The following is a 12,969-nucleotide window of genomic DNA, read 5'->3' as shown; positions in this document are numbered from 1 at the left end:
ATACATCAACATGGACGACCTGCGCGAGCACAAGAAGCTCGCTCTGCGCCAAGCCGCATGACCAGCATCATGGCTGCCCCATTTTGCAGAACTTGACGCACACAACCTTCGAGACCTAGCCCAGGCCCTTGGAGTCTGAATGTGAATCTATGGCACGAAGCGCGGCTGCCTGGAACCGACCGACCCGAGATACGTTCTGCGCCTCATGGATGAATTCATTGAACGTTTTGGGCAACAGACGTGGCTGCCTTTTTCCGTAATTTCAGCCAGGCTTTTGCTCGCGGCCGTCCTTGGCTCCATCGTTGGCATCGAACGCGAATGGCGCAACCGGCCGGCCGGATTGAGGACACACATCCTCGTCTGTGTTGCGACGGCTCTAATTGCCATCCTCACGATCGAGATTACTCACCTTCACGTCTTCGACGGTCAGGAAATCGCCATTGATCCTATCCGCTTGATCGAAGCCACGACTGCCGGCGTGGCATTTCTGGCCGCCGGCTTGATCTTCTTCTCCAAGGGCGAGGTTCAAGGGCTTACCACTGGGGCGGGCATGTGGCTGGCAGGCGCCATAGGCCTGGCGGTTGGGCTCGGGTTCTGGCAGATCGCGGCTTTGGCTACCTTGCTCGCACTTGTCGTGCTGGGTCTTCTGCAACTTGTGCAGGTCGGCAGCAAGGATCGTAATTAGATCCCGGCTCCTTCGAAAACGGGTTCGCAGCTCCGTTCGGGTAACGAACGCCACCCCCTATTATCCATGGCAGCGCCGATGGTTGACTTGGCGATGGGCAACGCTCTAGAGAAATGAACCGCAAGCTGGTCCGGAAGGACAGGTATCATTCGATACCAACTGTCGTTCACTGGGTCGGTTGATGTTCCTAGATGATTGAAAAGTCACGTTGGAGGGATGGCCGAGCGGTTTAAGGCACCGGTCTTGAAACGTGGTGAAAGCCATCCCGACTTGTCGTTGACCGTCCCGAATAGCCCGGTTTTCCGGGCTTTTTCTTTGGCGCAATCCATCTGCCGTCCTACCCAGTCCCTGCCCTTCCCTCGCCGTCCGGTGCCAATTGCGGTGCCAATCCTTTCCTGCAAGGATTGGTAGCTGCACGACTCAGAACATTCGAGGGGTTGATGGGTGGAATTGAGCGGGCTCTTAGGAGGGTTGGGCGCTATCTCGATCGCAACCTACTCACCGTTGCTCTGGCGGTGTCTGCTGTCGGACTGACGTTCGCCACCGATCTCTTGGACATCGTCCCCGATCCCACCCTAGCTTGGCATACAAGAGCACTTGCTGGTCTAGCTTTATTCGTTACGGTCTTCGGTGTCGTATATAGTACCAGCCGGCAAGGGTCTCTAGAACACGGGCTCGCGGCTTCCAAAGACGAGGTCGTTAAGCTTCAAAGTTTGATCGCCAGTTTTGGTACCGACTATTTCGATACATGGACGAAGCGCCTGCAGGCTTTGGCTGAAGAGCTCAAATTCGACGGCCAAGATCGCATCAGCGTTTACCGATATGCTGATGACGCGTTCATGATGGTCGGTCGGTTCTCCATTAGGCCAGAACTCGCCAAACCCGGCCGCAGCGTTTATCCGGCCAACCAGGGCGTAATCGGTGCAGCATGGCGATCGGGCGATGGAAAATGTGTTGTCACTGATCTTCCCGATCCTGAGGCCGATTCTCAAGCTTATCTCGCTAGGTGCGAAGCTGATTGGCAACTCCCTAGTGCGATTGTCCAAGCAATGACAATGAAGCCCCGTTCTATAGCCGCTTTTGCCCTCAATAATTCGCAGAAGACAGGCAGAAATGCTATAGTCGTTTTTGAAAGCACGGCTGCGGACCGCTTTTCCGCAGCTACATTGGATCGGCGCATGCGCGGCGGCTCTGGGAAGGAACTCGTGCTCTTACTCGAGGTGCTCCAGGTGCACGAACCGTCACTTGAATATGCTCATGGGAAGGGGTTCTGAGGATGGCTGACCTTCGCAACGTCATGACTTATCTGATACGCAACTATCCTCATAAGCATGAGCTGTCCAAAGCTCGTCTGACTAAGATGATCTACTTGGCCGACTGGAAATCTGCGATCGAGTATCAGCAGCAGATGACCGATATCGCCTGGCAGTTTAATCATTTCGGTCCTTACGTTGATGACGTCCATAAGACTGCACTCGAAGACCCGGCCTTTGCCGTGAAATCTGAATACAATATGTTCGGCAAACCCAAGGAAACCATCGTTCTAGCTGACAAGCAGGCCGATGATCGGGTCTCGAATGCCGAAGCGCAAATACTTGACCACGTCATCGAGCAGACGAAACGCTTGCACTGGGATCCCTTCATTAAACTCGTCTATTCGACTTATCCCGTGTTGACAGGTGTACGCGGTGCACGGCTGAACCTGGTGAAGTCGGCAGAGATTTACCGGGACATCGAGGGTATTCTTTAGGCAAGAGCCCCGCCACAATCGGCAGCTGGCCAATGGGTTGGGGCCCCCGGACCTATTGGATGCAAGAGCCCGGCGGGTAATGCTCCGGGTCGTAGCTGGTCGGCGAGACGAGCATTAAATGCCGGTCGGTGTGGACAGGGATCATGCCGAAGTCGTTGCTGTAAGCGTGGTGGAACGGCATAACGATCATGTCGTTGCTCGGCGCTGTCGCTGCTGAGACGGCGCCAGGCATAGCTTCGCCGGCCGCCAGAACAGTGGTGTTCGGCATTGTAAATCCCCTTTGGGTTCGATATGCTGTTTACAGTGTAAACATGCCATCGCCTGTATACAGTGTCAACAGGGGCACGAATGATCACACCATCACAGTGCCGAATGGCTAGAGCCGCGCTTCAGATCGGCGTGCGCCAATTGGCTCACAAAGCCGGCATCTCATCCATGACGGTGACTCGCTTCGAAAACGGCCATTCTGCCGGCGCACCTGAGACGATCGAGGCACTGCGCGCCGCCCTCGAATCTGCCGGCGTCGAATTCATCCCCGAGAACGGCGGCGGCGCTGGTGTCAGACTGCGGAAATGAAGAAGTGGGCCTGGCGCGTCGCATTCCGTGCAGCCAAGATCATTGATGGGGTTCCTGGCTTCGTCGCCGCAAGTCTCGTCATTCTGTGGCTCGCCGGTGGCGCCTTTGGCGTTCTTTGGGTTTTGGTCTGGGCCTTGCGATCGGCATACGACGCTGCCTTCTAACCGCGGTTCAGAATACCCCGGTTTGAGTTCCGATGCCACCTTCTGAAAACTGGTACCGGTGGCGGCACCGGTTAGCGCGAGTTTCCGGTTCCGCACCGATCTTGGACCAAGCGCAAATTTGCGCTTATTGGCCGCGCTTCGAGAGTTTCCGTAATTGCGGAAACATGCCGTCAAAAGGCTGGCGTAGGGCGGCTCTCCAAGAGCTTCAGCACCCTTGCCCTGTTCAGGGCCTGCTTTGCACGGAAGCGCTCCAGTGCGGCCTCCTGCTCCTCCTCACGGGCCACACGATAGGCCTCCGGCAACGGCTGCCAGCCCTTGGGCTTGGTCTTCATCGTCCACTTCGGCCGGCGGAATCCCCAATGCTCGATCGCGACGAGATCGGACCCGTCAAACCAGCAGGACACGTTGAGCTTGGCGAAGTGCAGAGATCGAGCCGCCCACCAGACCTTGTCGATCTCGACATCGACCGGGCCTTCCTTCCATGGCGTCCAACCCTTGCCAGGTCGCTCGATAAGCTCGTGGTCTTGCAAGGGCGCACCTCATCGCTGGGAAAGGTGCTTCGATATTGCATAAGCCGCAGCTTATAGGCAACCCGCGCGCGCTGTCTCGCAGCTACTGGAACGAGATGCCCACAGCCTTGATGATCGAGCCGGACAGGGTGACGGTGAAATCCCTGGTCGCATCGTTCTCTGTTGTGGGTATCGACCATGCGTCAGTCGCAACAGGCCGATCGTTGGTCAAAGCAGTCTCATCATGAATTGGACTATCGGCGCCGGTCCATGAGCCGACCGCGCCACTGCCGGTGATCGAGCCCGACAGGAAGAAGGCCGCCCCGGACGTTTTGACTTCGAGGTCGGACAGGGTTTGTGGTGTGCCTCCACTGATGCTTGCGGTGTCTACAGGCGTGCCGCTGACCGGAAAGAGCCTGTAGACGGCAATCGTGCAATTGCTCGGAGCCGCGCCAGCGAATGTGACGACAAACGTGGCAGTGGTCCCCGCAGCGATTGGCAGATAGAACCATGAGACAGAGCCATGGCCTGTGGCGCCAACGACTTCCGGTCCCTTGGTCATGGCATTGCCATTAGCGGTGACGCCGCTCACCGCTCTGGAAGTCCCGACATTACTAACGTTGCCATTGACACCAACCAGGACTAGGCGTCCCGCGCCAGCGGCTCCAATGTTCTTGGCAGTGAACGTATAGGTCGTTGCGTTGGTGTTATCGACGGTCGCGCCTTCGTAACTGTAGACCATCTCGACCGGTGCCGCCGCGTCGGCGAACTGGTCGATGTCGATCGAGAATGGCCCGGCGTCGGCATTGTTGAACCACAAGGCCATGCCGAAGGTGGTGACGCCAGAGACGTTGGTGAATGGGGTGATCGCGGCACCCGAATATTCGGTGTTCCAGGACGTTCCGTTGGTGCTGGTCTGGAACTTGTAGGTCGTGCCGTCCGCCGAGGTGACCAGCCTGATATAATTCGGCCCCGCCTGTGTTCCAGCGGCCGCAGCGCCACCGTCCGAAGTCGTATGCCCGGTCTGCACGTTCCAGCCGTTCGGCGGCGTGCCATTGACCTTGTATTTGTTGAGCCCTGTGGCGCCGTCTCCACGAAGCCCGACGATGTGGAAGTCGTTGCTGGTCTTCAGCCCGAAGCCGACCATCGCCAGCTTGCCCTGCTGGGCGAGCTGCGAGAAATGCGGCGTGTAACGGAAGGTGTATTGCCGGCCGGCGGCGATCGTCGCCAGCGGAAACACGAACTTGCCGAACGAGCCCGGCTTGACCTTGCCCTTGACCGTGGCGTCACCGGTCGATGTGACGGTAACGACAGGATCGTCGACAAAGCCGCCGTCGCTATCCCCGGCCCCGCCGCCGATGACAATGGCGCGGCCTCGTGGAGATCCGCCGAGCATATATGGTGCGAGCATCATGCGGCTCCCTCATGCCCATAGGCAGCTTGGATGATCTGGCCCGCCGACATCATGGCGAGCACGTATTCGTTGCCGAAGGCTTGCCAGAGGGTGATTGGAACCGACACGTTGACGGTCGTGCCGTCTTCCATGTCGAAGCGCATCCCGACCCACTCGCCTTTCGGCGCCGGCCCCATGCGGAAGCCCGCGATATGGCGGCTCTGGAAGTCGCCGAACTCCTTTTGAAATTCAGCCTGGTTTGCCCGCACCAGAGGATTCTGCGGATCATAGGCCTCCGGGATGGTGGCCGGATCGAAGTCGGGAAAATCGCTCATTTGCCTCCCGGCCTCCTGCCTGCACTGGTGCTTGCTTGCCTCAACGAGAATTGCTGCAACCGGGTGGCGGTGAAGGTGTCAGTCACCAAGTCGAAGACATCACCAACGCCGAGGCCGAAGTCGAGCTTGACGTTCATCGTCCCACCGGAACCGGCAGGAGCCCCTGCAAGTTTGAGGTCGGCGAAGCCGCCACCGGCAAAGCGCGGAATGGCCATGCCACGAGTGAGACCGTCGGCGATCCCGCCCAGGCTGAAGCCTTTCGACAGGCTGCGGAAGGCGTCGATGTCGGGCATGACACCGGCATTGAGCGCAGCGAAGAAATCAGCACCGAGAGCCTTCACGACCTTCGCCCGGATCACGAACTCGCCGACGCTGAGCCGGGCCAGGATGCTGTCGCTGGTGCCGGTGCCAGGACCGTGGGAGAGATGGCCGCCACGGGCGAAGCCACCATGCGAACCGCCGCCGTCGGAAGATGAACTCGAGCTGGCAGCCGCGCGGAGAGACTGCGCCGCCGCCGCTGCTGCCCGGAGCGAGGCCAGGATCCGAGCGATCGCCGCCTCGACCTGGGCCGCCAAACTGTTGACGATGCCTGCGAGACCGGAGAACCCGCCCTGCAGCAAGGCACGCATTCCAGATAGGATGGCAGACAGCTTGCCCGGAAGTGTCTCGAACGGCGCCACGATGGCCTCTGCGGCCGCTTGGGCTGCGCCGGAGTCGAGATTGCCGAGCGAACTGTTGAAGGCGCCAGCGGCCTCCTGTGCGGCCGGCGCGATCGTGCTGATGCTGTTTGTGATTTCGTTGCTGACGCCATCCACGGCGCCGCTGGTGGCGTCGACGCTGCCTTTCAGGCCGTCGAGAGCTTGCTTGCCCTCCTCGGCCCTCTTGGCTACGCCGTCGACCACGTCGAACACTTCCTTGGTGAGTTTTCCGCCAGCACCGCCGCCGCGGAAAACGGTGATCTGACGATTGAGCTCGCCAACCTTTTTGGCATTCTCATCGACGGCAGCAGACGCTTTGGCCCCCGCCGTTGCGGCATCGTCACCATAGCCAGCAATGCCAAGGGCCGCCTGCCTGGATTGGAACTCGGAATCGGATATCGACTTGGTAAGGAGGTCTAATTCGTTTTTGGTCGGCTTGATCTTGTCGTTGAGCGCCGCGGCGCCGGCAGCCAAGTTGAGCCATTCGGTCGCGGCATCGTTCAGCTCCGGGTTAGACGCCCCGATAGACTTGACCGCTGCGATATAGGCCTCGAAACTCCCGCCTGCTGCGAATTCCTTGAGCGCCTCTGCGAACGGGCTTTTGATGCCCTGCTCACCACTTAGGCGGGCAAGATCGCGCAGTTGCGTCAGTTCAGACTCAAACGCCGACGTGAGGTCTTTCAGGGCGTCGCGGTTCTTGATGATCAGCCCGTTGACGACTTCGGCCGACATGTTGGCGACGGCACGCCCAGCCTTGTCGTAGGCATTCCTCACCTCGTCGACCAAGCCCTCATGGCGTTGGAGTGCTGCCGTCGCGGCGTCGGCGCGCGTTGCCCAAAGTCCAAGCCCTGTCGCTATGACGCCGATGGCGATCACGATCGGGTTCGCAGAGATGAATAGCAGGGCCGCCCGAAGGCGCACCAGACCGCCGATAACTCCGCCGACGCCTTCAAGCATAATGCCAAACGCGCGCGTCGCCAGACCCATGCCGAACAGCAGCGGGCCAATTGATGCCACGATACCGCCGATGATGGTTCCGAACCTCAACATCTCGGGGCTCACCGTGGCGAGCGCTGTCGTCCAGTCGGTGAGCTTGATAACGATGTCGGTGGCGAACTTGAGGAAGCCGGAATCGCCTATCGCGATGCCAAGATTGCTAAGAGCCTCCCCCAGCTTATTGAGCTCGCCGTTGAAGCCTTTGACGCGGGTTGCGGCGATATCGGCCGAATCCGTGTTCTTCAGATGCGCCATCATGGAGTCGATGCCCTTGCCGCCTTGCGCCATGAGAGCAATGGCGGTGCGGAGTGCGTCGGTGCCGAAGATGGTGGAGACTGCGTCGTTCAAATCCTCCTGCGACAGTTTGCCGAGCTTGTCCTGCAATTCCTGGGCGATCTCCGACATCGACTTCATTTTGCCGGATGCGTCGAAGAATTTCAGGCCGAGTTTGTCCATCATCGCCGCAGCCTGCTTGGACTGCGGGACAAGGCGCGTCAGGAAGGTTTTGAAGGACGTGCCGGCGTCCGACCCGGAGCTGAAGCTGGAAGCCGTCGCCGCCAGCACGGCGTTCATATCCTCGAACGACACGCCAAGCGCGCCGGCCGCGCCGCCTGCCTGGCCAATGGCCAGGCGGTAGTCGTCAAAACTGAGCTTGGACTGAATAGTCGCGCCGGTGATCTGGTCGACGATGCCGGGCAACTGCGCCGCGCTCAACTTGAATTGGTTGATGACGTCGCCGATCACGCCAGCCGATGCGGTCAGTCCTGTATCGTTGGCCGCCGCCAGATCGACCATAGCCTTGGCCGCACCGCCCATGACGGTCTGGAAATCGACGCCGACCTTCACCAACTCGGTCATGCCTTGGGCGGCTTCAGTGGTCGAGAACACCGACGCAACACCGAGTTCCTTGGCCTTGGCCTTGGCCTCCTCCAGCGCCGCACCGGCAACGCCAGCATTGACGGCGAAATTGTTCATCGCCTTTTGGAAGTCGCCGGACACCTTGAGAACGCCAGCGCCAATCCCAACGATCGGAAGGGTCAGCGATGTCGTCAGTGACCTGCCAACATCCTGGATCTGTTTGCCTGTCTTTGCGAATTGAACGCCGAGCGCCTTGATCTGAACTTCGGCCTGCTTCAGCGAGTTGAAAAACCCGGGCGAAAGCCCTTTCGTCTGCGCAGCGGCAGTTTGCAAGTCCCTGAACGCCTTGCGGCCGGCGGCGCCGAACTCTTCAAGCTCGCGCTTGAGTTCTTTCCCGCCGTCCAGCTGAATTCTTTGTTTGATGGTTGCGGCCATGGCTATGCCCCAGCGAGTTGAGATTTTGCGATTGCCAGGCTGTCCGGCAGCGAATCGCGATTTGCCAGCGAGGCAGAGCCCGTCCCGCGGCTGAAATGCTTGCCCGCCATGTCGATGCAGCCTTCCGCTGTGATCTGCGGGAACTCGAGCGCCAGGTTGAGCGCCGCGAACAAGCGCGCGTCGTTGTGCTTGCAGCCGTGGACGATGTCCATGAAGCGCTTGCCCTCCGCAGCGGCGCCGGCCTTGCGGCTCTCGGCCAGGCCTTGGGCGAAACCCTGGGACCGGGCCGCTGCGCACGCGCGCTGGTGCTCGGCCGGGGTGACGAATTGTTCGGCGAGAGAGGCTTCATGGTGGCGGCGATTGTGTGCTGACCAGGCGTTCGGATCGGGCAGGCCCATTTTCGCGAGGCTGGTCCGCTCGGCATAATACTCGGCGAGGTCGGCATAGACGCCGTCCGTCGTAACGTAGCTGCCGGCCTCTTCCTCGGCCTGGCTTCTGGCTACCTCCTCGGCGCGAAGCTCCTCCGCGATAGCAGCGTTGATCTCGATGTCGGTTTTTTGGATGTACCGGACTGGCCGGCCGAATTGGTCCAAGAGCATCAGGCGGCCTCCAGTTTCTTGGCAACTTGCTCGGGTGAAAGTCCGGTCCGATCGCCCATGATTTCACAGGCCCGCCACAAGAGCGGCTGCATGGCGGCGCGTTGCTCGCGCTGCCATATGCCCATGACGAAATCCCGCTCGGCTTGCGTGCCTGACTTGGCCGCGACCATGAAAAAGATATCTGAGAACATGCTCTCGACGGCGTGAACCGCCTTCTGCAAATCGGCTTGAGATCCCTTCGGCTTCAGAGCCGCATTACAGAAGCGATCGGCATTCGTCGTATCCTCGGCGACACGGTCAAAGAACCGGTTCCAAGCCGGTGATTCCCTGTCGCTGTACAGATCATAGCGCTGGCGGCAACGGTCGAGATCGTAGAGATCGTCAGTCGGCTCAATGCTGAAAATCTTGGCCGCAGTGAGTTGCCGGATGCGACGAGCGGTCAGCCCCAGGTCGGTTGCCAAAGCCTTTGCCGTCACGTTCTCAGGGGAAGCGGAAATCATGATTTTGAAATCCCCAAAAATCCGCGAAGATCGCCCTGTGACGCCCCGCATACACTGGGGAAATGACCGTTCGGAACCTTAATGGGGGGTGGGGTGGTGGTCGGCGACCGGAGAACACAGTCGCCGACCACAGGACGGCCAACCTCGCGAGCCCGCCGTCCGTTCAGCATCACGAAACCCAGCAAGGAAGCGTGAAGCATTGGCTTAGTCCTGTCTCGGCTCTGGTCCGTCTATCCCGAGCACGGCACGCGGGTCACAGTCGGCCGGCCAGCGATCATGCGCGTCTTCCCGCCATACGATCTCGGCAATCAGCCGTTGCTCGGCGAGGATGTTGCTGTTGAGCTTGGACAGAGCGCTGTTGCGCTGGTCGGCTGTTAGGGCGCGCGCATCATCGGCGAAGGCGTCGATCTCTTCGAAGAGTTTGGCGAGCAGCGCGTCGCGGTGCAGCCATGTGACGATGGCGACGTCCGCGCTGACCTCGAACTCGTTGTAGTTGTCCGAGCGGCCGAGAGCGTCCAATCGACCGAACCCGCGCAAGATCGTCTTCTCACTCGGCCAATGCAACTGCTGCCCGTGATCGATGGATTGCGAAACCCGGATGCGCCCGCGGCTGGCGAGTGTGTCGACCTCCAGCGTTGCGCGGCGCTTGGCATCATCCGCCGGCCACGGTGCACTGGTCGTCTCGGTGATGTCGGCTCGGAACTGAGCGATGCGCTCGGCAACAACGTCGATGGTGTCCGACTTGCCGGGCTTTAGCTTGGGACCAGCGGTCAGCCTGCCAGCATTCGGAAGGATGTACTTCTCAGCGGCGCGAAGCACGCGATCGATCCCTTGCGATCTCTCGACATATGGACGACGGCGCTCAAGGAGACGTTCATGCGTTTCGTTCACCTGGTCGAACTTGGCTTGTGCCGCGTCGACGATCGGGAAAGGCTCGCCGGCCGCCTTCCGTTCTGCATAGCGATGGGTGAACTCGGCATCGGCTATTGCCTGGGAAAGATTGGCGCGCTGCTTCTGCACCTCGATTCTTGCCTCGTCAGCGTCATTGCCGATGAGGGTCGAGACCGCGTGACTATCAGCCTTCAGTTCCCGCAAGCGCCGAAGGCGTTCAGCTGCATCCGGAGGAAGAACCTTTTCGAAGTCGATTGGCTTGGTCAGCCTGGACATCGGGTTGCTGACGAGATCGGGCATGATACCGGCAGCAAGATCTGCGGCTCGGCCAGCTACTCCGGCATCATGGCCGCCTGCGGCTGGGATGTTGGCGGCAGCCAGGCTGTCTTGGCCAGGCGCGCGGGCTGCGGGTTGCGGGCTCGGCGAATGCTTTGCACGGAAGTCCGCCCAGGCCGATGCGTGCGGCTGAGTGCTTTCCGGGTGGCTCTGGCCGAGCATGGCGGCGCCGAGTTGGTCGTGCGGGTGAGACATCTCAAAGCTCCTTCGTTGCGACAATCATCGCCGAGGGGCCTGCAGGAAAAAACACGAATTTACTTGCGGGTGACCTCAATCATTTCAAGGGCTTCGGCGACACCCTGCCGGGTCAGCGGGTGCGGCCGCGCCATAAAGGCCAGCCAAATCATGGCCGCCGGCCAACCGTAGCTTTCAGGGCAGTCGCCCTTCGTTCGATCCCGTTTCCAGCCATTGCCGGCATAGCGGCTCATCTCGGCAGCGATTGCCGCGTCCGAGTATCCCTCGCTGCGCAGTTCGTTGAGGGCTCTGGCGCGCACCAGGCGCACGGCCCGTTTCTCCAGCGCTGGCGAATACTGCCTTGCAAATGCCGCTTGGGCCTCAAGGTCGCCGCGCCGGAACGCTTCACGTGCTGCCGGCGACAGCTTGGCCAGCATCAGGTCGACGATCATCTCGGCGAGTAGCACCTGGAACAATTGGTCAGCCACCCTTGGCTAAGGCGTAGGCGTTGGGAGGGGTCGCGCCTGTAGACACTGAACCTTCCTCGTTCCCTGCCGTCTTTTCACTGATCTCTTCTGTTCCCTCCTGATAAGGCGCTCTACCGTAGGGCGGTGTATGGCGCTCTACCGTAGAGCGGTCGTTGCGCTCTACCGTAGAGCGGTCAAGCTGTTCGTCCGGCGTCGATCCCGTCTTGGCCGCCTTGCCGTCCCTCAGCTGCTTCGGCATCGCTCGCAATGGTTTTTGCGCAGCTTCGAAGGTCTCAAACGCCCAGAATAAATTCAGCCGATACGCCACGCCGCGCCTGTTGCGCGTCACCTTGGCCTGGTCCTGTTCGCAAAGGCTTGATATTCGGCCGCGGCCGATCGAACCGGAGTCGCATAGCGCCACTATGGCACGGCGAATCTGGCTCTCGCTGGCGACGCCGGCATACTGCGCGAGTGTCTGCTGAGAGGGCCAGGCGACCATCGTCTCCGGGTCGGCATGCTGCATCAGTCCGATCGCAACGCGCAGTTGCAGCGGGCTATGCTTGTGCCAGTGAGACAGCCCGACGGCAGTCAACCAATCGAACTTGTTGAGGTCGACGAGTTCCTTCTCCCATGGCAGCCGCTTGCGCTCAGGTTTTGCCATCGGCGCCATCAAGCCTCATCGCAACGACCTGGAAAAGGCGATCGACGAACGCCCGGTTTAGGTCGGGCATCACGTCATCGAAGTCGATGGTGCCAGCCATGATGCCGGCTTCCAGATCGGGCCGCAGGCGAAGCAGAGCCGCTGCCATACCGACGCCGGCAGGATCGGCGCCAGTCACAGCCGCAGCGCGCTTGCGGCGCTCCATGGCACCGTTGCGATGCGCTTTGACGCGGCAGGTTCCAGAACACGTCATCTGGTCTCGCCGTCCAGTCTGAAACATGTCGTCAGCCGACACAGACCGTGACGTAACACTTCGATGAATACGTTACATGGCTGTTCGGTATTTGTTGACGCTCGTTGGAAATTCCGCCGCTTTCTTGAACAATGTTCGCGGACGTGGTATGGTCCTGATCGTCGATCCGGTCCCCCGTCGACACTCCCGATGAGCCCGCCGCCTGATCCGCGGCGGGTTTTCGCTTGTTAGGCGGCTGCATCGACACCTCCTGCCCTGATCAGGTTGGCCAGGCGGATCGCAGCGCAGGCGTCCTGCGCATCGAGCGGGTACCGGCTCCTGATCTCGACGATGGCCGCGCCAGGGCGCTGCGCCTTGGGGGTCTCGACGATGAAGCGCGCTGCCTCTTGGATGACAAAGTTCGGGTCGAGGTCGGTCTGGCCCATTATGCCGCCTCCCCCTTGAGCAACTTGTCCAAGGCAGCGCGCGGAACGAGGATCCGCTTCCCGATCTTGATTGTGGGGATCTCGCCCCTGTGGGCGGCCTCGTAACCGGCGTTACGCCCAATGCCCAGTACCTTCGCCGCTTCGGCGATCGTGACGGTCTGGCGCGTAGTGACTTCGACCATTGCGAAAGTCTCCTTTTCCAAGGTGCTCCAATCGGGACCATCCCGAACGGTTAGTGCACCAATACACTAATCAATACCGGAC

At 60.4% G+C, this 12,969-nt stretch carries 18 protein-coding genes; 5 read left to right on the top strand and 13 right to left on the bottom strand.

All coding sequences use genetic code 11. From position 1 onward, the window contains the following. Positions 1-205: 205 nt before the first annotated feature. The 3 genes from X750_RS0133920 to X750_RS136100 all read left to right on the top strand — a co-directional run bounded on the left by X750_RS0133920 (position 206) and on the right by X750_RS136100 (position 2,435). Positions 206-685, top strand: coding sequence for an MgtC/SapB family protein (locus X750_RS0133920; protein WP_027050850.1), 480 nt, complete (start codon positions 206-208; stop codon positions 683-685). 440 nt (positions 686-1,125) lie between these two features. Continuing rightward, on the top strand, positions 1,126-1,959 hold the full coding sequence (locus tag X750_RS136095) for a hypothetical protein (RefSeq protein ID WP_023748826.1): 834 nt from the start codon (positions 1,126-1,128) through the stop codon (positions 1,957-1,959). A 2-nt stretch (positions 1,960-1,961) separates the two neighbouring features. Further along, positions 1,962-2,435, top strand: a complete 474-nt coding sequence (locus X750_RS136100; protein WP_023748825.1) for a Panacea domain-containing protein — start codon at positions 1,962-1,964, stop codon at positions 2,433-2,435. Positions 2,436-2,487: 52 nt separating this feature from the next. On the opposite strand, the gene X750_RS136105 is transcribed toward X750_RS136100, so the two are convergent. Further along, complete coding sequence (locus tag X750_RS136105) at positions 2,488-2,703, bottom strand: hypothetical protein (RefSeq protein WP_023748824.1); 216 nt, start codon at positions 2,701-2,703, stop codon at positions 2,488-2,490. Between the two features lie 167 nt (positions 2,704-2,870). On the opposite strand from X750_RS136105, the gene X750_RS136110 reads away from it, so the two are divergent. Beyond that, positions 2,871-3,011, top strand: a complete 141-nt coding sequence (locus X750_RS136110; protein WP_348524495.1) for a hypothetical protein — start codon at positions 2,871-2,873, stop codon at positions 3,009-3,011. Beyond that, positions 3,008-3,175, top strand: a complete 168-nt coding sequence (locus tag X750_RS1000000166130; RefSeq protein ID WP_023748822.1) for a hypothetical protein — start codon at positions 3,008-3,010, stop codon at positions 3,173-3,175. The genes X750_RS136110 and X750_RS1000000166130 overlap by 4 nt, the downstream gene beginning before the upstream one ends. A gap of 170 nt (positions 3,176-3,345) precedes the next feature. Here the strand turns inward: X750_RS1000000166130 and X750_RS136115 are convergent, their stop codons facing one another. The 12 genes from X750_RS136115 to X750_RS136165 form a co-directional block, all read right to left on the bottom strand. After that, complete coding sequence (locus X750_RS136115) at positions 3,346-3,705, bottom strand: hypothetical protein (RefSeq protein ID WP_023748821.1); 360 nt, start codon at positions 3,703-3,705, stop codon at positions 3,346-3,348. A gap of 82 nt (positions 3,706-3,787) precedes the next feature. Continuing rightward, positions 3,788-5,098 (bottom strand): hypothetical protein, encoded by a 1,311-nt coding sequence (locus tag X750_RS136120; protein WP_023748820.1) that lies wholly within the window; start codon positions 5,096-5,098, stop codon positions 3,788-3,790. Continuing rightward, on the bottom strand, positions 5,095-5,412 hold the full coding sequence (locus tag X750_RS136125; RefSeq protein WP_023748819.1) for a hypothetical protein: 318 nt from the start codon (positions 5,410-5,412) through the stop codon (positions 5,095-5,097). The genes X750_RS136120 and X750_RS136125 overlap by 4 nt, the downstream gene beginning before the upstream one ends. Continuing rightward, a complete protein-coding gene (locus X750_RS01860) occupies positions 5,409-8,399 on the bottom strand; it encodes a phage tail tape measure protein (protein ID WP_023748818.1) in 2,991 nt (996 codons plus the stop codon). The genes X750_RS136125 and X750_RS01860 overlap by 4 nt, the downstream gene beginning before the upstream one ends. Positions 8,400-8,401: 2 nt before the next feature. Beyond that, positions 8,402-8,998 (bottom strand): hypothetical protein, encoded by a 597-nt coding sequence (locus tag X750_RS136130; protein WP_023748817.1) that lies wholly within the window; start codon positions 8,996-8,998, stop codon positions 8,402-8,404. Then, complete coding sequence (locus tag X750_RS136135; RefSeq protein ID WP_031243673.1) at positions 8,998-9,498, bottom strand: hypothetical protein; 501 nt, start codon at positions 9,496-9,498, stop codon at positions 8,998-9,000. Before X750_RS136135 ends, X750_RS136130 begins: the two co-directional genes overlap by 1 nt. Before the next feature lie 204 nt (positions 9,499-9,702). After that, on the bottom strand, positions 9,703-10,920 hold the full coding sequence (locus tag X750_RS136140; protein WP_023667641.1) for a hypothetical protein: 1,218 nt from the start codon (positions 10,918-10,920) through the stop codon (positions 9,703-9,705). Positions 10,921-10,979: 59 nt separating this feature from the next. After that, on the bottom strand, positions 10,980-11,351 hold the full coding sequence (locus X750_RS136145) for a hypothetical protein (protein WP_023748815.1): 372 nt from the start codon (positions 11,349-11,351) through the stop codon (positions 10,980-10,982). A gap of 28 nt (positions 11,352-11,379) precedes the next feature. Next, complete coding sequence (locus tag X750_RS136150; RefSeq protein WP_023748814.1) at positions 11,380-12,036, bottom strand: helix-turn-helix domain-containing protein; 657 nt, start codon at positions 12,034-12,036, stop codon at positions 11,380-11,382. After that, positions 12,014-12,232 carry a hypothetical protein gene (locus X750_RS136155; protein ID WP_023748813.1) on the bottom strand — a complete coding sequence of 73 codons (219 nt, stop codon included), beginning with the start codon at positions 12,230-12,232 and terminating at the stop codon, positions 12,014-12,016. The genes X750_RS136150 and X750_RS136155 overlap by 23 nt, the downstream gene beginning before the upstream one ends. 275 nt (positions 12,233-12,507) lie before the next feature. Then, positions 12,508-12,705 (bottom strand): hypothetical protein, encoded by a 198-nt coding sequence (locus tag X750_RS136160; protein ID WP_023748812.1) that lies wholly within the window; start codon positions 12,703-12,705, stop codon positions 12,508-12,510. Then, entirely contained in the window at positions 12,705-12,887 is a 183-nt protein-coding gene (locus X750_RS136165) for a helix-turn-helix domain-containing protein (protein WP_023748811.1), read from the bottom strand. Before X750_RS136165 ends, X750_RS136160 begins: the two co-directional genes overlap by 1 nt. Positions 12,888-12,969 lie beyond the last annotated feature (82 nt).

The organism is Mesorhizobium sp. LNJC391B00 (assembly GCF_000502535.1).
GTDB lineage: Bacteria > Pseudomonadota > Alphaproteobacteria > Rhizobiales > Rhizobiaceae > Mesorhizobium.
Note: the sequence above shows the minus strand (reverse complement) of the source record. Positions and strands in the feature narration are given on the sequence as shown.